Here is a 26,279-nt window from a genome sequence, read left to right as displayed (position 1 = left end):
GATCGGGATGGACATCAAGAACGTCGTCTCACGACAGTTGGAAGCTTTTGATGCGGTAGCCCTGCAAACGTTGAACCGCCACAACCTCCTCAGCGGAATGGCAGGGGCCGGCGAGGCCGCCCGTGCGGAACTCCATAAGGCCGGCCAGGAGTTTGAGGCCTACTTTATCGGGCACTTGATGAAGGAGATGAGGGCGACGGTGCCGAAGGGGTTATTGGATCGCAAGGGTGAGGAAGTCTGGTACTCCTTTTATGACCAGGAGTTATCCCGTTTGGCCTCGGAGGCGGGAGGGATCGGCTTGACGGCCTACATCGATGCCTACGCAGAAAAAAACTTCTAAATTGCCGCCTGATTCTCAAGTTTCGCCCTCCGGTACCGATAAAGGAGTCGACCAGGGGACAGGCTCCTATAGGGTGCCATTAGGAATCTGGGAGGGGAGTACGCCATGGAGATCTCAGGAAACGGCCGGGCGGCGGATCTCGCGAAGGTCTTGTTGGGCGTTCAGGAGACTGAACGGACACAGCAGAAGAAGACGGTGTCTCAGAATACCGAAAAGCAAGACCGGGTACAGATTTCTGAAGAAGCCAAGGAACTGCAACGCCTGCGGGCTGTAGCCGAGCAGCCGGATGCGGATCGTGACGCCAGGGTCAAGCATATTCAAGAGTCCGTGGAAGGCGGAACCTACAACGTCGACGGGAAAAAAGTTGCCGATGCGATGATCCGCAACGTGTTGACGGACTTCGTCTTGTAGGTGTTGCTTCATACCGTCGCCGGCTCTTGGTGGCGCTCACGCTCCAGGCCTACCTCCGAGGAGGCGAAAGGTGTCGACCACAGAGTCCAGCCGACGATTGGAAACCCAGTCCCTCCTCTCTCGCCTCTACGACAAGGTGATTGCCTTTCAAACGCTGCTGCGCCGGGAGCAGCAAGCGATTCGGACGTTGTCCTTCAGCGAGTTCACCCAGGTCACGATGAAGAAGGCGCAACTCCTGGAAGAGTTACGGGAACTGGAAGGGGGCCGCCGCGTGCAGCAATCCGAACAGGATGGGAAGGGCTCCTCGGCGGTGACCGAAGCCCTATTGGCAAAGCTGCTGGCTGCCGTCGAGGAGACCGATCGCTTGAATCGCCTGAATGCCGGCCTGGTCGAGCAGTCGCTGGAGTTTCTTCAAGGGGCGTTACGCGCGTGGCAACGTAGTTCCGGCTCCGCGGAGTTGTATTCGTCCTCTGGTGTCGCGGTGCCGGCGATGGGCGGTCGCATAGGAATGAGAGGGTAGGAGAGGGCGTATGCCAGGCTTGAATGGGTTGCTCGGAATGGGCGCGAATGCATTGGCGACCTTTCAACGGGCTTTGGCCGTCACAGGCCAGAACCTCTCGAACGTCAATACCCCCGGCTACTCTCGTCAGGAGATCGTTTTGGCAGAGGGCATACCGGAAGATGCAATCCCCGGCCAGTTGGGAACAGGGGTCGTGGCGACGCAGATTCGCCGTTCGATCGATACCTTCGTCGAAGCGCAACTCTTGACCTCCCGGGAACGTCTCGGGCAGTTCAGCGCGTCTCAGAATGCCCTCACCCAAATTCAGACGGTCTTTGCCGATTCCAACGATCAAGGCATCGCTGCCAGCCTGAACGACTTCTTTCAAGCGTGGCAGGATGTGGCGACGAATCCCGCCGACCTGACGAGTCGGACGGTGCTGCTGTCGAAGGCGGATGTGGTCGCCAAGCGGCTCAACCAGGCCGCCACGCAATTATCGGCGCATCGAAATTCGCTTGACGGCCAAATCCTGCGAGGCATTGCGGATATCAATACATTGGCCGGTCAGATTGCCGATCTCAACGGAAAAATCAAACTGGCAGAGGTCAGCGGCCAACAGGCGAACGATTTGCGCGACCAGCGCGGCCGATACCTCAACGACTTGGCGGAATTGGTGGACATTTCCACGCTGGAAGAGTCGGACGGTCAAGTCAGCGTGTTTGTGGGAGTCGGTCAAGTGTTGGTGACGCAGCAAACCGCCTTTCGATTGGCGGGCGTCGCCGACATCACCAACAGCGGTCTTTCGGATGTTCAGTACGACAACGGCAGCGGTGCAAATACCGACCTCACAGGTGTCATCAGCGGCGGCCGACTGAAGGGGTGGATTGATGCCCGGGACACGACGGCGGCCTCGCTCCAAAGCTCGCTCGATACGCTCGCATCACAACTCGTGAGCCAGGTGAATACCCAGCACCGTGCAGGCTACGGATTAGATGGATCCACCACACAGGACTTCTTCACCGCGACAGGCACTACGGCTGCAACCATCGGCGTGGCGCTCACAGATCGGCGGCAGGTCGCCGCCTCGTCTACGGCCGCCGGCGTTCCAGGAAACAATGTCAACGCCCTCGCGGTCGCAGGCTTGCAAGACAGCACCTTAGCGGGATTGGGTAATGCCACGTTCCAAGAATATTACAGCGCCCTGGCAGGGAGTTTTGGTGCCACCCTTCAAGGAACCAAACGTGATTTGGAAGGCCAGGAGATCTTGAACGATCAGTTGCTCGCGCATCGAGCACAGGTGTCGGGTGTGTCAATGGATGAGGAGTTGATCAGCCTGCTGAAGTATCAACGCGCTTTCGAAGCCGCGTCTAAATTGATCACGACAAGCGACGAAATGTTACAAGCCATTCTGACGCTCAAGCGTTAACCGAATCGAAACGAGGCATACTTACCATGAGGGTCGCGGACCAACAGATCTATAGCAACCTGCTCGGCAATCTCCAGCGAGCCCGTCTTCAAAGTCTGAACGCGCAGGAACAGATTTCCAGTCAACGCCGGGTGTCTCATCCCTCCGACGACCCGAGTGCGTTCGGTCAGATCGTGCTGGATAAATCAGCGCTGTCCCAGACGACTCAATGGATCCGCAACATCGATTTCGGCCGTGCGCGCGTCGATGCGGCCGATCAGGCGCTGGGGCAGGTTCAGAATCTGATCACCAGGATTCGCGAACTGACCATTCAAGCCGGCAGCGATACGACGTCTCCGGAAGGCCGGGAGACAATCGCGAAGGAAGTACGGCAGCTTCAGCGCCAATTGGTTCAGCTGGGAAATACGGAAGTTGCCGGACAGGCCATCTTCGGGGGGACGGAGAGCGACGTAAGCCCCTTTGTGATCACCTCCGGCGATACCGTGGCCTACCAGGGCAATGCCGAGACGCAGTCCATTGCCGTCAGTCCGAATCAAACCGTTCAAATTCTCCTTCCGGGTAGCAGTATCTTCACGGGATCTGCCACGAATATTTTCAACTCACTGCGTGATCTGTTGACGGCGCTGGAGAGTAACGATCGTAACGGAATCCAGGATGGTCTGGGGAATTTGGATCTCGCGACGGCCCAGATCAGCGAAACGCAGGGTACCGTCGGCGCGTTGGCCAATCGGCTCCAGGTCACAAGAGATGCCTTGGATACGGCAACCCTGACGATATCGAAGTCGATTTCCGACAACCAGGATGCAGACCTGGCAGCGGCCATCAGTCGCCTTCGCCTGCAGGAGGTGGCGGTCAATGCTGCGAGTCAGGCATTTGCCAGAATCTTCGATACGTCGCTCCTCAACTATCTTCGGTAGGCGATTCTCAAGTCCCGCCGTGCGGAGCCGATAAGACGATAGACTCGTTTCCAAGCCAAGGAAGGCTGGTATGCTGGTACTTACACGACGCCGGGGAGAAGGCGTCACCATCGGGCTGGATGTCCGCATCGTGGTTTTGGGCATCAAGGGTGGCCAAGTCAGGCTCGGCATCGAGGCGCCTCCCAATGTGGAAGTCCATCGTGAGGAGGTCCATGCACGGATTCAGGAAGAGAATCGAATCGCAGCCGGTCCGGGGGTGATTCCTCTGGAAGCCTTTCGACAGTTGTCGAATAGGGGGGGGCGGCGTGGTGCTCAAGGGGCTGTATGAAGTGTCAGTCAAGCAGGTTCGGCGCATTTGAAGTGAAGGATGATGTGCTCTTGGTTTTTCCCTCCGGCATCTTAGGATTTCCGGAGTGGACTCGATATGTCCTGCTGGACCATGACACGGATGCTCCGTTTAAGTGGCTGCAGTGTGTCGAAGCGCCTGAATTGGCCTTTGTCGTGCTGGATCCCGCCTTCTTCAAACCCGACTATGAAATTCACATTCCGACGGAAGCCTTGATCGAAATTCAAAGGCAGGGCGAGGACGAGCTTTCCGTCGTCACGATTTTAACCATTCCCTCGCACGATCCGCAGTCCGTGACCGCGAACTTGCGCGGCCCCTTGGTCATGAATCATCGGACCAGGCTCTGTAAACAACTGGTGTTATCGGAAGACTTGCCCACGCGGTACCCGCTGTTCGCCGATTATTCTGCTCCACAACGTCGGCAAACCGATCGCCCCCTCCAAACGTCTGCTTGCTAACGGTCCAATAGCTTATACAGGTGCATCGTGCAGACAAGCATGCGCTTGCCTGTTTCTGCGCGCGGGTCTCGTCGTCGAGGCTAGGTGCGGGGGATCTGCGCCTGCAATACGACGATCAGCTCCTGCACGGCGCCTTCGAGTTTTGGAAATAGCGCAGGGGCCTGATCCAATGAGCCTTGACGGGCCTGTCCTTCCAATTGACCGGCCACAGAGACGACGGTCGGGGCACAGAGATTTCCAGCCGTGCCTTTCATGCTGTGGGCCGCCCGTTCGAGTGTGGTGCTGTCATTGCTTTCGATCGCCGCCGCGATATCCTGCAGCATCATGCGATAGCGGTCCAAAAATAGGCGGATCAGTTGATGGAACAGGTCGAGATCTCCGCCGATATTCTCTAGCATCTTTTCAGCCTCGAAAATTCCCGTAGTGAGCTTGCTCGGAGATGGGGGAGAGGCCGTGGAGGCGTGGGGCTCAGGGGAGGAACTGGGAATCCAGCGCTGCAACACTCGTCCCAGGTCTTGGGTTTTCACGGGTTTCGTCAGGTAGTCGTCCATACCGGCCGCCTTGCAGCGTTCCGCGTCACCCTGCATGGCATTGGCGGTCAATGCGATGATGGGTACCCGCGCCGACGCCCCGGGAATGCCACCTTCCTGTTCTCTTTTTCGAATCCGCCTCGTCGCCTCATATCCGTCCATGACCGGCATTTGGCAATCCATGATCACGGCGGTATAACCGCCTCTATCCAATGCCGTCAGCGCCTCCTGGCCGTTGGAGACCACGTCAGGCTGATAACCAAGCCGCTCCAGCATCCGTACAGCCAGTTTCTGGTTGACGGCATTGTCTTCCGCAACCAGCACGCGCGGCCGTGTCGTGGAAACAGGCGGTGTTGCGAGGGTGGGGGCCTGAGAAGGAGATACGGGGGCAGCTGTCGTCCGGTTCAGACCCGGCTCAGGACTCGGCATGGTTCCCAATACTCGTCGCAGGCAATTCTGCAAGGGGTCATGACGAACCGGTTTGGCAAGATGGGCGTCGCAGTTCGCCCGTCGAACCTGCTCCGCATGGCTGGGTCTCGTGAGAGAGGTCAGGATGACCAGTCGCATCGATTGCCCCTCAGGCCTTGCCTTTAGAGCTTGAGCGAGTTGAAGGCCGTTCAATTCCGGCATCATGAGGTCGACGATGGCCAGATCGTACGGAGCGCCCTGCGCCGCGGCCTGGGAAACCATTCCGAGCGCTTCTTCACCGTTCCGCGCCTGACCGTCGTGCATGCCCCAGCCGGAAAGCAAGTGATGCAGGACAGTGAGGCTCGCTGGGTTGTCATCGACGATGAGGACCCGACGTCCGCTCAGTTCCGGCGATGGGAGAATGGCAGGTTGAGCCTCCGGCTGTTTCTGAAAAGTTGCCGTGCACCAAAAGGTAGTTCCCTTGTCGGGCCGACTTCGGAGTCCCACGGTCCCGCCCATGAGTTCGACTAGCTGTTTGGAGATGGAGAGGCCGAGCCCGGTGCCACCGTATTTCCTGGTGGTGGAGCTATCCGCCTGTGTGAACGGTTGGAAGAGTCGCGCCTGGACGTCCTCGCTGATCCCGATGCCGGAGTCGGTGACCTCGAACTTAATCGTGACGGTGGTAGGGGACTCTGTTTCCAGGCAGGCTTGCAGCGTGATTTCCCCGCGGTCGGTGAATTTGATGGCATTGCCCACGAAATTGGTCAGGACTTGACGAAGGCGGGCGGGGTCTCCCCGTAGTGCATTCGGCACCGGCGCCTGCACCAAGCCGGTCAACTCCAGTCCCTTGCTCTCCGCACGTTCGGCGAATTGGAGCAGAATGTCTTCCACGATCGTTCGAAGCTGGAAGTCCAGATTTTCAAGCTCCAGCTTACCGGCTTCAATCTTGCTGCATTCGAGCACGTCGTTGATGAGGCAGAGCTGGGTCTCCCCGCATTGTTGAATGGTCTGAACGAACGACCGTTGTTCATCCGTCAGGGTAGTGTCGAGGAGAAGACTTGCCATGCCGATCACCCCGTTCATGGGGGTCCGTAATTCGTGGGTGATCGTCGCCAGGAACGTCGCTTTGGCGCGCGTCGCGGCTTGCGCTTGCTCGAGCGCCGCGTGGAGCTGAAGGTTACTCTCACGGAGACGGTCAGCCGTCTCGTTCAGCGCGCGATGGGTCCCATGGACCGCGCTGAGGTCGATGGCGTAGGCACGCACGAGGTGATGGCCGGGGACGGGGCAGAACGTCCAGCTATAGCAGGCGTCGCCGCGCACCACCTGCTGCGGCGGCAGTGCGCTCGCGGAGTGTACGCAAGCAGCAAGGAGCGACCGCAGATTGCCCGGGAGGATGTCCGGCTTCCCCTCATCGTCGTAGCCGAATCGGAAGAGGAGCTCGATCATCGACGGATTCGCATAGAGCAGCGCGCCGTCTTGATCCAGTTCGACGATCGGATAGGGGCTTTCTTCCGCCACGGCCGCCAATCGGTTTCGCTCCTGTTCCAATTCGGTTTGGCGAGACACGTCGCGGAGGGTCAAGAGCGCGGTAATCCCGGTCAGCCCGGAAAGGCGGAGCTGTTGCCATTCGACAGGTGTGCGATCGGTGTCATCACCGGATCCTTGCGAGAGAGACCAGATTCCTGCTGAGGCAATGGTTTCGCTCAGGTCCAGCGAATGGCCGGTCAATGCCGCCAGCGATTGTCCGCTGCATTCCTCAGGGTGGCGCTGGAAAAGACGGGCGGCAGTGCGGTTGGCGAGGACCACCGTCTGGTCGGAAGAGAGGAGACAGATCCCGAGCGGCAGTGCGTCCCACAAGAGTGCTGTCAGTTCGGAAGCCCAAGGGAATCCTGCAGGCGTTTGGGCTGGTTTGGGTCGTGGCTCAGGTGTCGGGGTCATGGGATCGGGTTACTGTCCCTTCGTCTCGACATAGGCGGCAACATCGATATGTTCCTGATTCGGGTCCAGGGCGCGCTGAATGGATCGAGTCGGTCCGGTAGAGTCGGTGTCGGTCAGATCGATTTCGAGTGGAGCATTATACAGGGTTCCTTCCGGGCTCTTGATGATCCGAATCCGTGGTTTGAGGCGATGTTCGCGATTGAGGCCCACCACCACGGCATACTCGTTGGTATTGAGTTTAATCAGACTGCCGATCGGGTAGACGCCCAACGCTTTGATGGCCACCTCCACGAGGGCCTTGTCGAATCGGCCCTTCTCGCCAAGGATGAACAATTGTCTGATGGCATCGTGAGGGAGCAGCGCCGGTCTGCCGTGGCGCGGGGTGATCATGCCGCCGTAGGTGTCGACCAATCCGACGATCTGCGAGAGGGAAGAGAGGGCGTCGTTTTTCAACGCGTTCGGGTAGCCGCTGCCGTCGGCATGTTCATGGTGCTGGGCAATAATTTTGCTCACGGACTCGGGAAATTGATCCCCCTGAGCCAGGACGGTTGCCGCCAACTGGGGATGCTGGTGCATGAGGGATTTTTCCTGCTCGGTCAGGCGCGATGATTTTCGATACAGATTACGGGGCAGTCGGATATACCCGACATCATGGAGCAGCGCCCCGACGCCGAGTGTCTCACGATCAGTTTCTACGCAGCCGTTCTCCACGGCGACGATGAGTGCCAGGATGCAGACTTCCATTCCATGGGATGCCAAGGTACGGTCGAATCGCCTCATCTGCTCCAAACAGAGTTGGATCATCATAGAATCGGGATGGGTGAGGATGCGGTTCAACAACCCGCCGACGATGTTTTTCAAGGTCACCAGTTTCGGTGAGGTGCCTGCCTCCAAGTCGCTGAACACCCGTTCCATAGCCGCTGTCGCTTCACGATAGGCAGCTTTCGCGGCAGCCACATGCTGTGCCGGGCTGTCCTCTCGGTTCGAAGGGCCGGGACTCTTCTCGTCCGGTGGTGCCTCCGACGGCGTTTCGGGAGCCGCTTCCTGCGTGGGAGCTGGGTCTTGGCCGACATCGGTGCCGCGTTCGGTGTCGATCGTGACCTCCTTGATCCCATGCCGCTTCATCTGGACGATGTCGTTCGGGTCTGAAATCAGCCGTTTGTGGAACAGAAAAGGGGTGCGATACCAAGGTTGGTCCATGCCCACGACAAACATGCCGAGCTTGACCTGGTCGATCGGGATTTGTTTGGTGGAGGCCATAGGTGCGAACTGCCTGGTCGTCGATGGTGAGGGGCCCGACAACGATCCAGTTGCCTGTTCGGCAGACTGTATATCGGTTCATGGGCAGGTAGCCTTAAGCCGGCTGTCTGCCGACACTCGCTCATGGTCGTGAGACAAGGCTACTCATCGGGGACGTGGCTGTGGGGGTTGAAAATCGAACCTGTCAGTAATTTGGCGGTCATCGTCCTAGGTGTTTCCTTGTGCGATGGCGCCGCCCGATGGTGCGGAAGGCCCCTCGAACCCTTCGCCTTGCGGAAGCCTGTGATCGAATCCGCCTAGACTGCAGCGGTTGCCAGCCGCTAGGAAATTCTTACCGAGTCAGGCGCGGCGGTTCCCGCTGAGTTCACCGGAAGTCCGCCATTTCCAGCACTACGCGACCTCCTGCCGATGGCATGCATCTTGATTATCCCTCCTGCGCTGCCTCCTGCCATGTGATCGGCGGACGGCAACGCGAATCGAGAGGGATGATGTTATGACGCCTCATACCAGCAGCGCCGGCCTCAATCCACGGTGGTGCCTCGCCCAGGACACGATCGATCGGCAAGATATCGACCGACTGATCGATTGGCTGCGCACCTATCCGAGGTTGACCAAGGGCACCGTCACGGTGGAATTCGAACGGCAGTGGTCCGAGTGGCTGGGGCGCCCCCACTCGGTGCATTGCAATTCCGGCTCATCGGCCAACCTCCTCATGTACTATGCCTTGCTGCGATCAGGACGGCTTCGAAACAACAAGGTCATCGTTCCCAGCGTGGGGTGGGTGACCTCCATCGCCCCGGCGATTCAACTCGGCATGACGCCGATTATGTGCGAAGCCGACCCGGACACCTTCGGGTTGGATTTGAACCATCTCGAAGATCTGTTGAAGTGCCATGGGGCGCAGACGGTCCTGTTGGTCCAGGTGTTAGGTGTGCCCCATAAAATGGAGGATCTGCAGCGCCTCAAGGACCGGTATGGGTTCTATCTGTTGGAGGATGCCTGTGCCGCCATCGGGGCCGATTACAAGGGGCGCAAGGTCGGCTCCTTCGGCGACATGGCCAGTTTCTCCTTCTACTTCGGGCACCAGATGTCCACGATCGAAGGCGGGATGGTCTCGACGGCCGACAAGCGGTTCGCGGATCTCTTGCTTATGTTGCGCAGCCACGGGTGGAGCAAGGACCTGGATCGTGGGAGCCACCAGGACTTAATCACTCGATATCACGTCGATGATTTTCACTCGCCCTTCGTCTTCTACGAGCCGGGGTTCAACCTCCGTTCGACGGATTTGAATGCCTTTATCGGGCTCGAACAGCTCCGCAAACTCGATCGCATGACGACCAGAAGGCAAGAACATCATGATCGGTATTTCCGGCTGCTGGGCAAGCGGTTTTACACCCAGCGCCCGCCGGAGGGCAGTCGGGCCGCCAGCATCTCGTTCGGCCTGCTGGCTGATTCTCCGGAATCGAGGCGTCGTATCGTGCGCGCTCTGGTGGCGGAGGGTGTCGAAACCCGCATCTTCTCGGCCGGTAATCTGGGGCTGCACCCGTTTTGGATGGATCGCTACGGCGCCGCGAGTTTCCCCGTGGCAGACCGAATCCACCATTGCGGCTTCTTCCTGCCCAACCATGCGTCCATGGAAGAGCCGGACGTCGAGCACATTGCCCGTGTGGTCTTGGAGGCGGCATGACGACGCACCGCACCATCTATCGCGCACTCGATTGTGGCAAGGGAGCTGGTTCGTGATGACCATAGGCGGAGCGCAGGTTCTGGTGACAGGCGGAGCGGGCTATATCGGGTCCGTGCTGACAACACGATTGCTGGAGCGCGGATATCGAGTGACGGTGCTCGACAATTTCCTCTTTCGGCAAAACAGCTTGCTGGATTGCTGTGGCGAGGAGGGGTTCCAGGTGGTCCGCGGTGATTGCCGGGATGAGCGGCTGGTGACGGATCTTCTGCGCCGGGCGGACATCATCATCCCGCTGGCGGCATTGGTCGGCGCCCCCCTCTGCGATCGGGACCGTGTCGGAGCCACCAGCGTGAATTTCGAAGCCGTGCAGTTGCTCTGCAAGTTGTCCTCGCCGCGCCAACGAATCATTTTTCCCGTCACCAACAGCGGATATGGCATCGGCCGGCCCGGTGTGCCCTGCACGGAGGAATCACCGCTACGCCCGATCAGCCTCTACGGAGAAACCAAAGTGAAAGCCGAACGGGCCGTGCTCGACCGCGGGAATGCCATCACCTTTCGGCTGGCGACCGTGTTCGGCGTCTCGCCCCGGATGCGCATGGATCTCCTGGTGAACGATTTCGTCTGGCGAGCGGTCCACGATCGCGCAGTTACGGTCTTCGAAGGTCATTGCATGCGCAATTATATCCATGTCCGGGATGTAGTGCGGGCATTCCTCCATGCCATCGACCACTTCGACGAGATGAAAGATCGTCCGTACAACGTCGGTCTGGACGATGCCAACCTCTCGAAGCTCGAACTGTGTGCGGAGATCAAACGGCAGGTACCCCAATTCGTCTACTCGGAAGCGCCGATCGGAGAAGATCCGGACAAGCGGGACTATATCGTGTCCAACGAACGTCTGCTGGCGACCGGCTTCAGACCGGAATGGTCGTTAGAACGGGGCATTCGTGAATTGGTCAAGTGCTACACCATCATTAGGACGGGGCAGTATGCCAACGTCTGACGGGCAAGCTCCTCACCGGAGAGCCAGGACATGATCATCAGCCGGACCCCCTTTCGGATCTCGTTCTTGGGAGGCGGCACCGACTATCCGGTGTGGTTTCGGGAGCATGGCGGTGCCGTGCTTGCGACGACCATCGACAAGTACTGCTATATCAGTTGCCGTCATTTGCCTCCCTTTTTCGACCACAGGACCAGGATTGCCTATTCGCGGATCGAGCACGTCAATAGCAATGAGGAGATCGAGCATCCGGCGGTCCGGGGGGTCCTCAAGTATCTCAATGTCCACGCAGGACTGGAGATTCATCATGATGGCGACTTGCCGGCACGTACCGGGCTAGGGTCGAGTTCCTCGTTCACGGTGGGGCTGCTCCATACACTCTATGCGCTGCAGCACACCATGCCGAGCAAGGCGCAGTTGGCCCAGGCGGCCATCCATGTCGAGCAAGACATTTTGCAGGAATCCGTCGGCTGTCAGGATCAGGTGTTAGCGGCTCATGGCGGCTTCTGCAAGTTGGACTTCTTCTCGAATGGAGAGATCGGCTACACACCCATCGTGATGCGGCCCGAGCGGCTCGCGGCCTTTCAGAGTCACCTGCAACTCTACTTTACCGGATTCTCCCGCATCGCCTCAGAGGTGGCGAGGGAGCAGATCAGCTGCACTCAGCAGCGTCAAGCCGAATTGTTCACGATGTTGCAGATGGTGCAGGAGGGGATGGCAATTCTGAGCGGCGACCGAGACCTGAGTGATTTCGGCGCCCTGTTACATGAGGCCTGGATGTTGAAACGACGCCTCACCTCGCGCATCACGACGCCGGCGATCGATGAGATCTATACGACGGCCTGCTCGGCCGGGGCGTTGGGGGGAAAGCTGCTCGGAGCCGGGGGCGGGGGATTCATGCTCCTCTTCGCGCGACCGGAAGACCACGAGCGGATTCGCCTGGCGCTTCCGGGCCTGCTCCAGGTGCCGTTCCGTTTCGAGGGGCTCGGGAGCCAGATCGTCTTCTATCAGGAAGACCAGCTCATCTTGGACGACGTGTGGGCCCAGAACTCCGCGCAGGCCGCGGCCAAGTTGGCGGCATCGCTGATGGGAAGGGCGGCGTGAGCACGGGGACGGTCGGCAATTGCGATGTGATTGTCCTCTGCGGAGGATTGGGAACGAGGTTGCAGCCCGTCGTCCATGACCGGCCCAAACCGATGGCCGACGTCCACGGCAAGCCGTTTCTGTCGTTTTTGCTCGACCATTGGGTCAGGCATGGCGCGCGTCGGTTCATTTTCAGTACCGGCTACATGGGCGACATGATCGAAGCGTGGGTGCGTGCAGAAGGAGGCTCCTATCAGGCCTCCTTCGTTCGAGACCCGCATCCCCTGGGTACGGGAGGCGCCTTGGCCCAGGCGTTCGGTGTGGCGCGCAGCCAACGGGTGTTCGTCGTCAACGGTGATTCATTCTGCGACGTCGACCCCGTACGACTGTTGCGATTTCACCTGATGAAACGCGCGCAGGGCACACTGGTCCTCGCCAGTCCCGATGACCGGACCGATGCGGGAGACGTGGTGTTGGGGCATGACGATCGTGTGCTGTCGATGGTGGAGAAACCGGGGCGTGGACCGCGAGGTTACTTCAATGCGGGCGTGTATGTGTTCGAGCGGTCCGTTGAGAAACTGTTTCCAGCGGCCCAGGCCTGGTCGCTTGAGCGAGAGTTCATTCCGCGGTTGGTTTTGGAGTCTCTGTACGGATTCGTGACCGCCAGCCCCCTGTTCGATATCGGGACCCCGGAACGGCTGGCGGCTTTTACAGACAGGATGGACGCATGTCGGACGTTGCAGACACCTTAGGAGGAGACGAATGAAAACGGCACAACTCACCGCCGGTTTACAGGGCAAAGCTTTGGAGATGGAAAGCCGGTTGCGGCGCAAGGCGCAATGGGTGCGCTCGACGGTCCTGGAGATGGCGGTCAAGGCGCACAGCGGTCATATCAGCACGGCCTATTCACAGACCGAACTGCTGGTGGCGTTGTACTACGGAGGCCTCCTGCGATTCGATGCCCGGAACCCGAAGTGGAACGGGCGAGACCGGTTTATTCTCAGCAAGGGACAGGGTGGAATCGGCCTCTATCCGATTCTGGCGGATTTGGGCTACTTCCCCTTGTCCGAGTTGGAAAATTTCGCCGGCATCGGGAATCTGCTGGGGGTCCATGCCGAATGGAACATTCCGGGGATCGAAGTCATCACCGGCTCCCTGGGCCACGGCCTTCCGATCGCCACCGGCATGGCCGAAGCGGCCTTGATGAATCGGGATGAACACTTGATCGTCTGTTTCCTCGGGGATGCCGAATTGTTCGAGGGGTCCAATTGGGAGGCGGCCATCTATGCCGGCCATCGCGGCTATCGAAATCTGGTCTGCATCGTCGACCGCAACGGGCAGGGCGTTCTCGGCCCGACAGATCCCACCGACCGGCGGCTGGCCTCCGACAACCCGCGCCTCAATCCGCTGGATAAGAAATTTAAGGCCTTCGGATTTGAGACCCGCGTGATCGACGGCCATTCCTTCGCGGAGATCTTCGAGGCGTTCCGCGATGTCCGCTCGCCGAAACGAAAGAAGCCGCTCATGATCATTGCCAATACCCGCAAGGGTCATGGGGCGTCGCTCATGGAGGGCCAACGCTTGTGGCATTACCGTGTGCCGGAAGGGGCGGATCTCGCATTGACCAGACACGATATCAACAACATGTGAACGCCTGACCATCCGGGCAGAAGAGACGCTCGGCCCTTACGGCCTCGTCGATTGCTGAAAGGAACCATTCATGGGATCGACCAAGTTCATTCTGGGCATGCGGGATCAGTTCTTCAACGCACTGTACAAGTTGTTCCAAGAAGATCCCCAGGCGGTCTTCATCACGGCGGATAACGGCGCGCCGACCCTTGATCAGTTTGCCCGCGACTTTCCCGATCGGTTTTTCAACGTCGGGATTGCGGAACAGCAATTGATCGGGATGGCGTGCGGCATGGCCTTCGAGGGAAAGAAGGTCTACGTCTATGCCATCGCCCCGTTCGTGAGCCTGCGTTGTTATGAGCAGGTCAAGTTGGATGTATGCGCCATGAATCTTCCGATCGTTCTGATCGGCGTGGGGGCAGGGTATGCCTACGACATCATGGGGCCGAGCCACCACACGGTGGAAGATGTGTCCATCATGCGCGCGCTGCCGAACCTGAAGATTTACAGTATGGCGGACGGGACCAGCGCAGGCGAACTGGCGGCCTTGGTGCATCAAGATCGATCGCCGCAATATATCCGGTTCGATCGCGCCGGGTTGCCGGAGGTGTATGCCGGGCGGGAAATCGATATCGGAGAGGGGCTGACTCAGCTGCGATCCGGCAGCGACCTGTGCATCGTGACGTCGGGAGTGATGGTGCACCAGGCGCTGGCTGCGGCTGATCTCCTGCGTCAGAGCGCGGGGTTGAATGTGGGGGTGGTCGATGTGTTTCGGCTCAAGCCGCTCAATGGCGACGCGCTCAAACAATATCTGCACAAGGTGGCGCGGGTCGTCACGCTGGAGGAACATCTTTTGGCCGGCGGCCTGGGTAGTCTCGTTGCCGAATGGATGATCGATGAAGATCTTCGCATGCCGACGATGAGAATCGGCCAGGACGATCGGTTTGTATTCGATTACGGCGGCCGCAAGGCGATCTGGGAGAAGTACGGCTTGGATGTCGGGGCGGTGGTCGCGAGGATCGCCGGCTGGATGCGTGGGGAGTCTGGAAAGGCCGTCAAAGTGCCTCGCCCTGAGGCACACGGGGTCCCGCAGGGGACGGCATACTAATGGGAGCTACCATGGCACGACAGGCCGCACTCGATGTGCTCCTGGTGAATCCCGGGAGCCGGACCCAGATCTATCAAGCCTTGGGAGGCACCCTGAGCGCTATTGAGCCTCCCGTCTGGGGCGGGCTCATCGCCACGTTCCTGCGTCGTCGTGGGATAGGAGTCGACATCCTCGATGCCAATGCCGAGGACCTGCTTCCTGCGGAGGTGGCCGCGCGTGTGGAGGAATGTGCTCCTCGCCTCGTCGTGGTGCTGGTCTACGGGCACAATCCCTCTGCTTCCACGCAGGCGATGCCATCGGCTGGAGCGATCTGTCGAGCCATCAAGGAGCAGGGCCTTCCAAGCAAAGTGCTGTTGTTGGGCGGCCATGTCGCGGCGCTGCCGGAACGCACCTTGCGCGAAGAGGCCGCCGATTTCGTCTGTGATGGGGAAGGACTCTACACCATTATGGACTTGGTGGCGGCCCTGAAGGAAGACTCCGTCGATTGGAGCCGCGTCAGGGGGATGTATTACTGGAGCGACGGAACGATCCGAAAATCCAATGCCGCGCCGAACCTCGAACGGTTGGACGAGGAGATGCCGGGACTGGCCTGGGATCTCCTCCCGATGGATCGTTATCGCGCCCACAACTGGCACTGTTTCGGCTTTCTCGACCGACGCAGTCCCTATGCCTCGCTCTACACCACCTTGGGTTGCCCCTATCACTGTTCGTATTGCTGTATCCAAGCTCCGTTCAAGAGCGGGGAGGCGGCTTTAGGTTATCGGAATGAGGTCAACAGTTACCGCTTCTGGTCGCCCAACACCATCATGGCTGACATCGATCGCCTAGTGCTGCAGTACGGTGTGCGCCACATCAAGTTCGCCGATGAAATGTTCGTGCTCAATCGACGGCATGTCATCGAACTCTGCCAATTGCTGATCGCGCGACAATACGACCTGAACATCTGGGCTTATGCTCGGGTCGATTCGGTGAAGGACGGCATGGAGCAGCTGCTTGTCCGCGCAGGGGTGCGGTGGCTCTGTTTCGGGATCGAGTCGGGCAGCGCGAAGGTGCGTAACGATGTGCTGAAGACCTTCGAGCAGGACCAAATCGGGAGGACCATCGGCAGGGTTCGAGCAGCCGGCATCAATGTGATCGCCAATTACATTTTTGGTTTGCCGGAGGACGACCACGAGACGATGCAGGCCACACTCGATTTAGCCATCGAACTGAACTGTGAGTTTGCCAACTTCTATTGCACCATGGCCTATCCCGGCTCGGCCCTCTACCGGCGAGCCGTAGAGGAAGGCTGGCCCCTGCCGGACTCCTGGACCGCCTACTCCCAACATGCCGTCGATTCGCTTCCGCTCCCCACGCGCCATTTGCCGGCCACGGAGGTGCTCGCCTTCCGTGACAAGGCGTTCCAGGCCTATTTCGATCGGCCGGCCTACCGGGCGATGTTGGCGGAGCGGTTCGACGAGCAGGCCGTGCGCCACGTCCAAGAGATGACATCGCGCAAGTTGGTCCGCCGGCCCCCTGCCGCCGCAGCCTATGCGGCTCGCACCCTGTGAGCCGTCTGAGGTCGGCAGGCAGGATCGAATTCGCAAGATTCAACCGCCGAGAGTGAGGAGAGACGATGCTGGGACGACGTGACGGAGCCTCGCAGGGAACCAGGGCGCTTCTCATTTTGCTCGACTTTCAGACCTGGGCGACCGCACGACCATGGACCTATTCCGCCAGTTTCGCCGTTCAAGAAGGGCTCGTGGCGAACGGCGTGGAGTGTGTGACCGTTCCAGCCATTGCGGAACAGGGCTGCGCGACACCCGCCTCCTGGGTCTACCACGCGCGAGAGGCGCTGAAGGGGCAGCGGTTCGATCACGTGTGGTTGTGGCTGATCCATACCCCGCTGGATCAGGCGACGCTGGAGTGGGTCGGGGAACTCGCCCCCGTGCGGATCGGAATCTTGATGGAATCCCTTCGGTATGACGAACAGGATTACCAATGGGCGCCGAAACTGCGGGCGCGTTTTCCCGAATTGCAGCGGCAGCTGCCGTACTTGACCCATGTGCTGACGCCGGATGAGCGGGATGCAGCCGAGCTGGGTGCGCTCGGAGGCCCCGGAGTCCTCTGGTGGCCCCAGATGGTGTTGGAGCGGTTCATCACCCTTCCGCCCGCGGCCCCCATCCGTGCCCAGGCGGTTTTCCACGGCACCCCCTATGGTCGACGGCAGGCATGGGTCGGCCATCCTGCGTTACGAAGCCGCCTCCATTGTGCATCTCCGGCCGATCTGCCGAGCCCTAACCAGCGACGATTTGACGAACTGCAGCAGAGCGCTGCGCGGTTCCTGGCAAGCGGAGAAGCCGTCACGGCCGCGGCGGTGGAGGAATATGCCCAAGCGCTCCGCACGATCCGGTTGGCGGAGTTCCGTGATTGGATGGGGCACTTGGCCGAATGGCCGGCGATCGTCAACCTGCCCAGCCTGGCGAAATTTTATGGCGGGCGCGTGTTCGAAGGCGTGGCCGCCGGGCGGCCCGTCATTTCCTGGAACATGCCATCACACCCCAAGAATATGGCCCTGTTGGAGCCGGGGCGGGAATGTCTGCTGTTTGATGCCGACCGCCCCGATGACCTGGCCGCCCAGATCGATCGTGTCCTCCGCGATCCCTCCTATGCGCAATCGCTGGCGCGTCAGGCGCAGGATCGGGTACGGCGTTGCCACACGGCAGAACGGCGAGTCCGGGAGGCCCTGGAGTGGGTGAGTCAGGGTGTCATGCCGACCTATGGGATCACGGAGCCGAGTAAACCTGCGACGCCTCGGTTCGAAGGGGCGGGAGGAAAGACGGATCAGAACCGTTTCTATGTCGATCTGTTCGTGAATCAGCCGGCCTGGTCGACGCCCGAGCCCAATGCGGACGAATCGGCGCGATGGACCAAGATTGCCTCATGTCTTGAACATGTCCTTCGACAGAGCAGACGGGAGCAGCCCGGTCGGATCTTGCGCATTCTCGACGTGGGCTGTGGGCGTGGCTGGCTGACCAATCTTGCCGCCGGTTATGGAACCGCTGAAGGGGTCGAACCCGTTGCCGGGGTGGTAGACCATGCACGGCGGTTGTTTCCTCACCTCCGCTTCGAGGTTGGAACGCCCGAGTCGGTCCTCTCCAGGCCGGATTTCGTACCGTACGACGTGGTGCTCTGTTCGGAGGTGATCGAGCATGTGCCTCATCCCCAGAAACCGGCATTTGTCGCCCAGCTTGCACAACTCCTGGCTGCCGATGGGTATCTGATTCTGACGACCCCGAGGGGAGAAGTGTGGGAGGAGTGGCGACGGATCGCCCCGCCGAACCAACCGATTGAGGACTGGGTGACAGAGAAGCAATTGGATCAACTGCTCCAGGACGGCGGGTTCAGACACCTGGGACTGGAACGGATTCATATCGACGGTCGGTCCCTGCGGTATTACCCCCATGCCACTCCCGACGAACAGCGTGACATGGAGCTGATGCCGATTTATCAAGTCTGGGCCTGTCGCCGGTCCAATGCTGCCGGAACCGCGTTCACGCGTTCGCCGACGGTGTCGGTGATCGTCCCGACTTACAACCGGCCGGATCGGCTTCGCCAGGCGTTAGACAGCCTGAACCGCCAGAAGTTTCAGGACTTCGAAGTCATCGTGGTCAATGACGGCACGGCTTCCGTCGAGGCGGTGGTTGCGGAATCGGATGCGATCGGACGCATGACGGTGGTCAACCACGATCACAACCGCGGCTTGGCCGCCGCGAGAAATACCGGCCTGCGGATGGCGCGTGGGACGTACATCGCCTACCTCGATGACGACGACCGGTTTCTACCGGATCATTTGAGTACGTTGGTCGCGTTCCTCGAACGAGGCACCCACCGCGTGGCCTACACGGATGCCTGGAGAATCGCCGAGCGGGAGGTGAACGGAGTGCTGGCGGAGGTGGGCCGCGATCAGCCCTATGGGGTCGATTTCGATCGGGCGCGCCTGTTCGTCGCCAACTACATTCCAGTGTTATGCCTGATGCACCACCGAGGCTGTCTGGACGAGGTGGGACGATTCGATGAAAGTCTGTTCGTGCACGAGGATTGGGATTTGTGGATCAGGCTGTCCATGCGCTACCCCTTCGCCCGCATTGCTCGTGCGACCGCTGAATTCACCTGGCGCATCGACGGCTCTTCGATGACGAGTCGTGACCAGGACGCCTTCGCTCGGACTGCGGATCTCATCTATCGGAAGTATGCCGCTCATCTCATTGGTCATCACCAACTGCTCGCGGCGCAACAACATACGCTGGCGACCCTGAAATCCAGAGCCTCCAAGAAAGCCTACGACTGCTCGATCATCATTCCGGTATGGAACAACGCGGCACTGACACAGCAGTGTTTGACCGCTCTAGCACAGGTCACCGACGGCGTCACCTATGAAGTCGTCGTGGTCGACAACGGCTCGACGGACGGAATTCAAGACTTTCTGAAAACCTTGGGCGGCGACGTGCAGGTGATCTGCAATCAGGACAACCTCGGCTTTGCCAAGGCTTGTAATCAAGGCGCACGGGCGGCACGGGGAGAATTCCTCGTATTTCTCAACAACGATACGGTTCCCCTCCAGGGCTGGTTATCGGCTCTGGTGGAAGAGGCGCGGACCCATCCGGAAGTGGCGGTGGTGGGGAGCAAGCTGCTGTATGAGGACGGGACCATTCAGCATGCCGGCGTGGCTTTTTCCCGGGAATGGTTCCTGCCGTATCACATTTATCGAGGTTTCCACCCGCAGGCTTCCAGCGTGTCCCGGCGGCGCGAGTTCCAGTGTGTGACGGCTGCCTGCATGTTGGTGCGACGCGACGCGTTCGACCAGGTCAGCGGGTTCGACGAAGGGTATCGTAATGGATTCGAAGACGTCGATCTCTGTCTCAAGATCCGCGAGCGGCAGTGGAAGATCGTCTACCAGCCGCAGAGCGTCCTCTACCACTTGGAAAGCCGCACGCCGGGGCGCAAGGCGCACGAGGAGGACAATGGACGACGTCTTCGCGAACGGTGGGGAGCCTCCTGGTGGTTGGCCGATGAAGACTTGATTCATTATGAGGACGGCTATGCCATCCATACGTATATCACCGATGGCAAACTGGGCTATCGCACAGAAGTGATCGCCGATCCGGTCATGAAAGCACAGCGGATGCTGGTGGCAGATGCGCAACGAGCCGCACAATGCCGGGATGTCACGACCGTTGCCACGTTGTTGGCCGAGGCAGCCGAATGGCCGGCCGATGCATGGATCCTGCGCTGGGCCGTGTTGCTCTGTACCGCCCTCGGGCAGCGCCATCTGGCGATTCCTTTCTGGCAGCGGATCTTGGCCTTGGAAGAGGATCCATTCGCACGGCTGGGTCTGGCGAAACAGGCATTGGGAAGCGGATCGGTCGACGAAGCCGAATTCCATCTGGCGGCTTTGTTGGCGGACCAGCCAGGACATGGGGAAGGCTGGCTGTTACGCGGGATCGTCGCGATGCAGCGGGGAGCGTTTCAGGAGGCGGAGGAGGCCTTCGTCCGGGCACGCCTCAACGCCGGCGATCAGCGCAAGGCCTCGTTGGGGATCGTCATGGCTGCGATCGGTGCCGTGCATCACGAGGCGGCGTGGCTGGAAGTGCTTCCGCTGTGTGAACAGTATCCGGACGATGAAGAGTGCATGCATTGGCTCTTGCGGTGCGGCACGGTGCTGGAACGGTGGGATCGGATGGGGGCGTTGCTGTCCGCCTTCATCGCGCGAAATCCGGGCAATCTGTCCATGCGGTTCGCCTTGGCTGGTATCTGGTTGCGCGCCGGTCGCCCTGCGGATGCACGGCGTGAATATGAAACCCTTCGCATGTTGAATCCGTCGTTCGACGGTCTGGGGGATCTATCGAAAACCTTGGCCGATTCGGAGCACCAATTGGTCCGGCACCATGCAGCCTGATTCCGCCACCGACCGAAGCGCGCTCATGATTCAACTGGCGAGGCTGGGCGATCTGGTACAGTCGCTTCCCGCCCTGGAGGCGCTCTGCTCCTCTGCTCCGTCAAAGCCGCTGGATGTTCTGTGTGCGGCTCCCCTGGCGACAGTGCTCTCCGGCGCGCGAGGGATTCGGCGCGTGATTCCGTGGGACGGCGAGCAGTGGCGCAGGCTGGTTGCCGGATGGGAGACCTCTCCCAGTGCCGCATTGGATTCGGCGATGGGATATCTCCGTTCCCTGGTGAGCGCCGAATACGATTCTGTATATCTGCTGAATCAACATACGCGCGGAGAGCTCATCGCACGACTATTCACCGATGTGACCAGCGAGACGTGCGGTGCGGCTGACGGACAAACGCTCATGACCCCATGGGCGGCCTACTTGCGTCAAGTTGCCACGGAGCGTGGTGCGAACCGAGTCCATCTGGCCGATGCCTGGTGCGGATTCTGCCAGGTTAGGCCATTGGGAAGGGCGCCGCAACTCACTGTACCGGACATCGAACTGCCGGGAGATTTTGCGTCTGTCGGGCAGGAAGGAGCCTTCGCGGTTGCCCTGGTCACAGGAGCGGGGGATCCGGCTCGCTGCGTGCCGCCTCAGGTGTGGGCGGCATGGATTCGCTGCTTCCTGGAATCAAAAGACGATGGGCGTGTCGTGTTGGTCGGCAGCGGGCAGGAAAAGGAGGTTGCGAGGGCCATCTCCGACGATGTTCCGCCCTTGCTTCAGGGGCGCCTCTGGGATGCAACCGGACGGACCTCGTTGCCGCAGCTGATGGCTTTGCTGGGGACCTGTCGCTGGGTCGTCGGCGGTGACACGGGACCGGTCCATTTGGCAGCGGCTCTGGGTGTTCGAGTGTTGGGGCTCTATTTCGCTCGCGCGAGGGTGCATGAAACGGGACCGTATGGAGAAGGCCATTGGGTGTTTCAACATGCCACTAGCCAGCCGCCGACCACATGGCCTGTTCGGGAAAGTATCGATCTGTTGTGTGCGGGGAGGTTGTTCTCCGCCCCGGCCTGGCAGCTCTGGAAAAGCCGTCTTGATCGGTGGGGAGCCTTTTATGAGAGTGGGGCAGATGCGGGGCATGCCGCTCAACGCGCGGAGGTCTGGCGGAGTCTCTCTCCCACCCTATGCGGAGCCGTTGCAGCATGAACATGCTTGAAGCGAATGTCGCCCGAATCAAAGCGCAGAATGCCGAACTTGCCGCCGCGTTGAACAACATGCGGGGAGGGGTGCTGAGCGTGACGCCCGCGCGGAGCGGCGTTCCCACCGCACAGCGGGAGGGGCGCTGGGTCCATAGCGCCTACGATCCGGTCCGGGAAGCCGACACCTGGGCAACGGGCCACGCGAAGGTTTGCCGAAGCGGCGAAACCGTTATCCTGGCCGGCATCGGATTGCTGTATCACGTTGAGGCGTTACGACGTGTTCTTTCTCCCGACACGGAGATCGCGCTCCTCGTCTTTGATGTAAATGAACTCCGCGATGCTCTCGTCGCCAGGCCGTTGGGTTCGTGGTGCGATCAGGTGCAATGGTTGTTCGGAGCCCCAGTGGAACTCGCGGAGGGGCTGGCGAAGGCAGGGCGTCCGCTGCGCTGCCTCACCTATGCCCCCGCAGCACAGGCTCAGGTTCGGAGTTACGACGCCTTCGAAGCGGCTCTCCGGCAGAATTTGGCGGGCCGGGTCGGCGGCCAACTGACGGTCGCGGTGGTGGCGCCGATTTATGGGGGATCGCTTCCGATCGCCGGGTATGTTAGACGGGCGCTGGAGGCGCTTGGGCATCGGGTCGTATTCATCGATCACAGTCTCCACGCCGCAAGTTATGGGGCGATGGGTCGACTGAAGGACTCTCGCAATCGCCAATTGATGCAGGGGCGGCTGGCTGAAGTGTTGAGCCAATGGACTCTGGCCACGCTCGCCGAATCGCCACCGGACCTCGTGCTCTCTCTGGCACAAGCCCCGCTGACCCTGCCGGTGCTCGAACATCTCCGTAAGAAGAAATTTGTGACAGCCATGTGGTTTGTCGAGAACTCCCGCCACCTGACCTATTGGCAACAGCTGGCGCCGGGATATGAGTTCTGGTTCATCATCCAACGAGGCTCTTCCCTGGATGCATTCAAACACGCCGGCGCGCGGTCGGTCCACTACCTTCCGGTGGCGGCGGATCCTGTGGTCCACCGGCCTGTCACCCTTTCCGATGAAGAACGCCGGACCTATGGGTCGGATCTCTCCTTCGTCGGGGCCGGCTACGCCAACCGGCGGCACCTCTTCCCGCAACTGCTGAGACAGCCCTGGACGTTCAAAATTTGGGGGAATGAGTGGGATGGTGCCGACGAGGTGCGCCCTGCGTTGCAGTTGCAGGGTGCTCGAATCGACACCGAGACTTGCGTGAAGGTGTTTAATGCCTCGACCATCAACTTGAATCTGCACTCCGCACTAGGGTCGGGAGTGGATCCAGAGGCTGATTTCGTAAATCCCCGAACCTTCGAACTCGCGGCCTGTGGAGCCTTTCAATTGCTCGACCATCGGTCGTTGTTGCGTGAGTTGTTCGAGGAGCACGAGATCGTGTCGTTTGCCTCCTTCGACGAGGTGCCGCGATTGGTCAGCGCGTGGTTGGGTGATGCTTCAGCGCGGCGGGCGATGGCGACGGCCGCTCGTGACCGCGTGCTCAGAGCCCATACCTATGAGCATCGAATGAAGGATCTTTTGGCTACGATCGGTCTTGCCTACCCGGACCGTCTGGGCGCTGTCTTGCGTGGAGATCGTCAGCGGGAAACCCTGTTGGCACGCTGTCGCGACGATCGGCCGCTGGCCTCGTTGTTGAACTCATTCCCGAACGGACAACGGGTGGAACTCAAGGATGTGGCCGCCACCATTCGAGCGAGAGGACCTTCTGTTCTCCTTTCAAAAGAAGAACTCATGATCCTGATGTTGGACGAGTACCGGAGCGAGACGAGAGATCTGCTATGAGCCGCCAGGTGCTCCTGATCAACATTACGCGGATGGGCGACTTGGTGCAGATGGGCACGTTGCTGCAGCGTTTACAAGAGGAGTGGCCGGGGGTAGCGGTAGATCTGGTGGTGGATCGACGATTCGCGGAGGTCGCCACGCTGTTACCGCATTTGCGACGAATCATCACGTACGACTTTCATGGCTTGGTCGATGAGAGTCGGGTCGCCGTTCACGATGTCGTGAGCCTGTTCCGCGAGATGACTCGGTGGGCCGCTCCGTTGGTCGAGGCTCGGTATGATCGTGTGATCAACCTGACGTTCAATCGTCGAAGCGGATTCCTCGCGTCTTACGTCGGTGCCAAGGAAGTGCGAGGGGTCGCGGCTCCGAAGGACGGAGACGTGGCGATCTGTAACCCCTGGATGGCGTATTTGACCGACGTGCACAACCAACGGCGATTCAATCGATTTAACCTGGTGGACATCTATGCCCTTGGAGGAAGCGGTCCCGGTTCCTTTGCTCCTCTCTCCCTCAAGATTCTGAACGTCGCGAGGGAATGGGCGCGGAGGTTTTTCTCCTCCCAAGGAGATGAATCTGTGACGTGGGTCGCGGTGCAGGTCGGGGCCAGCGATCCCATCAAGGCCTGGCGGCCTGAATCGTTTGGGCACACACTCGCTTCCCTCAGCCGGCGTCTGCCGGTCGGATTCGTGTTCATCGGAACCGAAGAGGAGCGGACGGCCATCCTGGACGCACAACGTACCTATCGGCAAGCGGGCGGAATCGGCCCGGTCTGCGATGCGGTCGGTCGAACCACTCTATCCGAATTGGCCGCCTTGCTCGCCGAATGCCGACTTCTTGTAACGAACGACACCGGGCCTATGCACTTGGCTGTGGGCGTGGGGACACCGGTGCTTGATCTCTCGGTGGGCCACGTGGATTTCCACGAAACGGGTCCCTATGGTCCCGGACATTGGGTCGTGCAACCGGACATTCCCTGCGCTCCTTGCGGGTTCGACCAGGTGTGCTTCCACCATGCCTGCAAAGACCGACTCATTCCCGAGCAGATCGCCGAACTCTGTCTACATGTCCTTGGACAAGCCGCGTTTCCTTCCTTTATGGGTGGAGTCCGAGTGTATCGCTCCCACATGGATGAAGATGCGCTGGGCTCATACCGCCTCATGGCCGGCGTCGAGCCTCCGGAACTCCAATGGTACGGCGTATTTTGGCGGCGATTTTGGTTCGAACAGTTCACGGGGAAACAGAGCCGAGTGCCGATGCCTACGGGTGTTCCACCGGATCTATCACAAGCGTGTCGGGTGTTGACGAAGCTTCAATCCCTCGGAGCAAACCTGGTCGCGCAAGCTGAGGAGATGGCGCGTCTCACGACACAACAGCCATTGCCGGTGCATGTTCTCTGGCAGATCCATGCGCGCGAAAACATCGAGCGCAAAGAGGTGCTGGCGCTCAGCATGCAATCTCCAGCCGCTGCATCCCTGGCTGTGGCCCTTGTCCGCGACGTGCACAGTGACGATGGCCAGGACCTCACGGCCATGGCGCGGTCTCGACTGGTCACGTATCGGCGATGGCGGGCTCGCGTTCAAGCTGTCAGCGATCACTTGTCCTTGCTTGAACATCGAGGCGGAGCAGCGAACACTGAACGAGTGCAGTCCATATCGTTGCTGGCCGAGGCCTCGTGAGAGGCGGCGGTCGACAGCGCCAGTAGGTGGAGGAGTTGAGTTATGGAAATCACGCTTGACGATGAGACGTGGCAATTGTCTGATGCCGTGCCCATCGCGGATGTCTTAGCTTCCATCAGCGATAGGGCGCACGCAAAGCACCGGCTCGTGACGACCCTGACGATCGGTGGACGGCCGATTTCGGATCGAGATTTGACACCGGTGTTTCTGAATCAACGGGTTGAGGGGTTTGGAGCCATACGGGCGACTTCCCAATCCCTTCAGTCCATTATCTCCGACGCAAGGCGAGCCATTGCCCTCTTCGGGAATCAACTTCGTGACGAAGGATTGGTATTACTTCCGCCGTTACGGTCTGGGCTGGGGCAAGTGGGCGTCGTCGATCTCTGGCTGGGGCGATTGGCCGACTATATGGAAATGCTGGACGCCGGACAAGCTCGAAGGGTTGAGGGGTTGTCATCGGCGCCGCTGCTGCCTTGGGTGCAAGAGATCCTTGACGCCAGGGGCTGCGCAGATTCAATTCGCATGGCCGACCTCCTGGAGTACGAATTGTTGCCGCGCCTCCAAACCGACGGCGCAGCGGTCTGATGCTCGTTGGTGCAGGATGGTGTGCAGTTCGGAAGTATGGCGCGCA

21 protein-coding genes are annotated in these 26,279 nt (G+C 60.1%); 19 read left to right on the top strand and 2 right to left on the bottom strand.

Annotated features, from left to right (window positions below; all coding sequences use genetic code 11):
* The first annotated feature begins 7 nt into the window (after positions 1-7).
* From HRU82_01270 to HRU82_01240, 7 genes are all read left to right on the top strand, one after another.
* A complete protein-coding gene (locus HRU82_01270) occupies positions 8-340 on the top strand; it encodes a rod-binding protein (GenBank protein QOJ33662.1) in 333 nt (110 codons plus the stop codon).
* A gap of 105 nt (positions 341-445) precedes the next feature.
* Entirely contained in the window at positions 446-751 is a 306-nt protein-coding gene (flgM, locus tag HRU82_01265; protein QOJ33661.1) for a flagellar biosynthesis anti-sigma factor FlgM, read from the top strand.
* 70 nt (positions 752-821) lie between these two features.
* A complete protein-coding gene (locus HRU82_01260; GenBank protein ID QOJ33660.1) occupies positions 822-1,271 on the top strand; it encodes a flagellar protein FlgN in 450 nt (149 codons plus the stop codon).
* A 10-nt stretch (positions 1,272-1,281) separates the two neighbouring features.
* Positions 1,282-2,676, top strand: a complete 1,395-nt coding sequence (flgK, locus tag HRU82_01255; protein ID QOJ33659.1) for a flagellar hook-associated protein FlgK — start codon at positions 1,282-1,284, stop codon at positions 2,674-2,676.
* Between the two features lie 26 nt (positions 2,677-2,702).
* Positions 2,703-3,593: a flagellar hook-associated protein FlgL gene (flgL, locus tag HRU82_01250; protein QOJ33658.1), complete on the top strand. Its 891-nt coding sequence runs from the start codon at positions 2,703-2,705 to the stop codon at positions 3,591-3,593.
* Between the two features lie 70 nt (positions 3,594-3,663).
* A complete protein-coding gene (gene csrA, locus HRU82_01245; GenBank protein QOJ33657.1) occupies positions 3,664-3,921 on the top strand; it encodes a carbon storage regulator CsrA in 258 nt (85 codons plus the stop codon).
* Positions 3,918-4,397 carry a flagellar assembly protein FliW gene (locus HRU82_01240; protein ID QOJ33656.1) on the top strand — a complete coding sequence of 160 codons (480 nt, stop codon included), beginning with the start codon at positions 3,918-3,920 and terminating at the stop codon, positions 4,395-4,397. Before csrA ends, HRU82_01240 begins: the two co-directional genes overlap by 4 nt.
* 80 nt (positions 4,398-4,477) lie before the next feature.
* Here HRU82_01240 and HRU82_01235 read toward each other — a convergent pair whose 3' ends face one another.
* Together HRU82_01235 and HRU82_01230 are read right to left on the bottom strand one after the other, a co-directional pair.
* Positions 4,478-7,273 (bottom strand): response regulator, encoded by a 2,796-nt coding sequence (locus HRU82_01235; protein QOJ33655.1) that lies wholly within the window; start codon positions 7,271-7,273, stop codon positions 4,478-4,480.
* A gap of 9 nt (positions 7,274-7,282) precedes the next feature.
* A complete protein-coding gene (locus tag HRU82_01230; GenBank protein QOJ33654.1) occupies positions 7,283-8,533 on the bottom strand; it encodes a DUF3391 domain-containing protein in 1,251 nt (416 codons plus the stop codon).
* 493 nt (positions 8,534-9,026) lie between these two features.
* Between HRU82_01230 and HRU82_01225 the strand changes: the two genes are divergently transcribed.
* The 12 genes from HRU82_01225 to HRU82_01170 all read left to right on the top strand — a co-directional run bounded on the left by HRU82_01225 (position 9,027) and on the right by HRU82_01170 (position 26,233).
* Positions 9,027-10,220 carry a DegT/DnrJ/EryC1/StrS family aminotransferase gene (locus tag HRU82_01225; protein ID QOJ33653.1) on the top strand — a complete coding sequence of 398 codons (1,194 nt, stop codon included), beginning with the start codon at positions 9,027-9,029 and terminating at the stop codon, positions 10,218-10,220.
* 55 nt (positions 10,221-10,275) lie between these two features.
* Positions 10,276-11,223 (top strand): SDR family oxidoreductase, encoded by a 948-nt coding sequence (locus tag HRU82_01220; protein QOJ37071.1) that lies wholly within the window; start codon positions 10,276-10,278, stop codon positions 11,221-11,223.
* 30 nt (positions 11,224-11,253) lie between these two features.
* A complete protein-coding gene (locus HRU82_01215; protein QOJ33652.1) occupies positions 11,254-12,324 on the top strand; it encodes a kinase in 1,071 nt (356 codons plus the stop codon).
* On the top strand, positions 12,321-13,055 hold the full coding sequence (locus HRU82_01210; GenBank protein ID QOJ33651.1) for an NTP transferase domain-containing protein: 735 nt from the start codon (positions 12,321-12,323) through the stop codon (positions 13,053-13,055). The genes HRU82_01215 and HRU82_01210 overlap by 4 nt, the downstream gene beginning before the upstream one ends.
* Before the next feature lie 10 nt (positions 13,056-13,065).
* A complete protein-coding gene (locus HRU82_01205) occupies positions 13,066-13,953 on the top strand; it encodes a transketolase (protein ID QOJ33650.1) in 888 nt (295 codons plus the stop codon).
* Between the two features lie 70 nt (positions 13,954-14,023).
* Positions 14,024-15,040, top strand: a complete 1,017-nt coding sequence (locus tag HRU82_01200) for a 1-deoxy-D-xylulose-5-phosphate synthase (GenBank protein QOJ33649.1) — start codon at positions 14,024-14,026, stop codon at positions 15,038-15,040.
* A gap of 11 nt (positions 15,041-15,051) precedes the next feature.
* A complete protein-coding gene (locus HRU82_01195) occupies positions 15,052-16,590 on the top strand; it encodes a cobalamin B12-binding domain-containing protein (protein ID QOJ33648.1) in 1,539 nt (512 codons plus the stop codon).
* Positions 16,591-16,655: 65 nt separating this feature from the next.
* Positions 16,656-20,978 carry a glycosyltransferase gene (locus tag HRU82_01190; protein ID QOJ33647.1) on the top strand — a complete coding sequence of 1,441 codons (4,323 nt, stop codon included), beginning with the start codon at positions 16,656-16,658 and terminating at the stop codon, positions 20,976-20,978.
* A complete protein-coding gene (locus HRU82_01185; protein QOJ33646.1) occupies positions 20,968-22,158 on the top strand; it encodes a glycosyltransferase family 9 protein in 1,191 nt (396 codons plus the stop codon). Before HRU82_01190 ends, HRU82_01185 begins: the two co-directional genes overlap by 11 nt.
* Positions 22,155-23,972, top strand: coding sequence for a glycosyltransferase (locus HRU82_01180; GenBank protein ID QOJ33645.1), 1,818 nt, complete (start codon positions 22,155-22,157; stop codon positions 23,970-23,972). The genes HRU82_01185 and HRU82_01180 overlap by 4 nt, the downstream gene beginning before the upstream one ends.
* The gene (locus HRU82_01175) at positions 23,969-25,648 is read left to right on the top strand and encodes a glycosyltransferase family 9 protein (GenBank protein QOJ33644.1); all 1,680 of its coding nucleotides are present in this window, start codon (positions 23,969-23,971) and stop codon (positions 25,646-25,648) included. Before HRU82_01180 ends, HRU82_01175 begins: the two co-directional genes overlap by 4 nt.
* Before the next feature lie 42 nt (positions 25,649-25,690).
* Positions 25,691-26,233, top strand: coding sequence for a hypothetical protein (locus tag HRU82_01170; GenBank protein ID QOJ33643.1), 543 nt, complete (start codon positions 25,691-25,693; stop codon positions 26,231-26,233).
* The last annotated feature ends 46 nt before the right edge of the window (positions 26,234-26,279 follow it).

It is taken from the genome of Nitrospira sp. (genome assembly GCA_015709715.1).
Taxonomy (GTDB): Bacteria; Nitrospirota; Nitrospiria; order Nitrospirales; family Nitrospiraceae; genus Nitrospira_A.
Note: the sequence above shows the minus strand (reverse complement) of the source record. Positions and strands in the feature narration are given on the sequence as shown.

Excerpts from the sequence above, each read along its gene's own strand:
- HRU82_01270 (QOJ33662.1), top strand. The coding sequence starts at position 8 with ATGGACATCAAGAACGTCGTCTCACGACAGTTGGAAGCTTTTGATGCG.
- flgM (QOJ33661.1), top strand. The coding sequence starts at position 446 with ATGGAGATCTCAGGAAACGGCCGGGCGGCGGATCTCGCGAAGGTCTTG.
- flgK (QOJ33659.1), top strand. The coding sequence starts at position 1,282 with ATGCCAGGCTTGAATGGGTTGCTCGGAATGGGCGCGAATGCATTGGCG.
- flgL (QOJ33658.1), top strand. The coding sequence starts at position 2,703 with ATGAGGGTCGCGGACCAACAGATCTATAGCAACCTGCTCGGCAATCTC.
- csrA (QOJ33657.1), top strand. The coding sequence starts at position 3,664 with ATGCTGGTACTTACACGACGCCGGGGAGAAGGCGTCACCATCGGGCTG.
- HRU82_01240 (QOJ33656.1), top strand. The coding sequence starts at position 3,918 with ATGAAGTGTCAGTCAAGCAGGTTCGGCGCATTTGAAGTGAAGGATGAT.
- HRU82_01235 (QOJ33655.1), bottom strand. The coding sequence starts at position 7,273 with ATGACCCCGACACCTGAGCCACGACCCAAACCAGCCCAAACGCCTGCA.
- HRU82_01230 (QOJ33654.1), bottom strand. The coding sequence starts at position 8,533 with ATGGCCTCCACCAAACAAATCCCGATCGACCAGGTCAAGCTCGGCATG.
- HRU82_01225 (QOJ33653.1), top strand. The coding sequence starts at position 9,027 with ATGACGCCTCATACCAGCAGCGCCGGCCTCAATCCACGGTGGTGCCTC.
- HRU82_01220 (QOJ37071.1), top strand. The coding sequence starts at position 10,276 with ATGACCATAGGCGGAGCGCAGGTTCTGGTGACAGGCGGAGCGGGCTAT.
- HRU82_01215 (QOJ33652.1), top strand. The coding sequence starts at position 11,254 with ATGATCATCAGCCGGACCCCCTTTCGGATCTCGTTCTTGGGAGGCGGC.
- HRU82_01205 (QOJ33650.1), top strand. The coding sequence starts at position 13,066 with ATGAAAACGGCACAACTCACCGCCGGTTTACAGGGCAAAGCTTTGGAG.
- HRU82_01200 (QOJ33649.1), top strand. The coding sequence starts at position 14,024 with ATGGGATCGACCAAGTTCATTCTGGGCATGCGGGATCAGTTCTTCAAC.
- HRU82_01195 (QOJ33648.1), top strand. The coding sequence starts at position 15,052 with ATGGCACGACAGGCCGCACTCGATGTGCTCCTGGTGAATCCCGGGAGC.
- HRU82_01190 (QOJ33647.1), top strand. The coding sequence starts at position 16,656 with ATGCTGGGACGACGTGACGGAGCCTCGCAGGGAACCAGGGCGCTTCTC.
- HRU82_01185 (QOJ33646.1), top strand. The coding sequence starts at position 20,968 with ATGCAGCCTGATTCCGCCACCGACCGAAGCGCGCTCATGATTCAACTG.
- HRU82_01180 (QOJ33645.1), top strand. The coding sequence starts at position 22,155 with ATGAACATGCTTGAAGCGAATGTCGCCCGAATCAAAGCGCAGAATGCC.
- HRU82_01175 (QOJ33644.1), top strand. The coding sequence starts at position 23,969 with ATGAGCCGCCAGGTGCTCCTGATCAACATTACGCGGATGGGCGACTTG.
- HRU82_01170 (QOJ33643.1), top strand. The coding sequence starts at position 25,691 with ATGGAAATCACGCTTGACGATGAGACGTGGCAATTGTCTGATGCCGTG.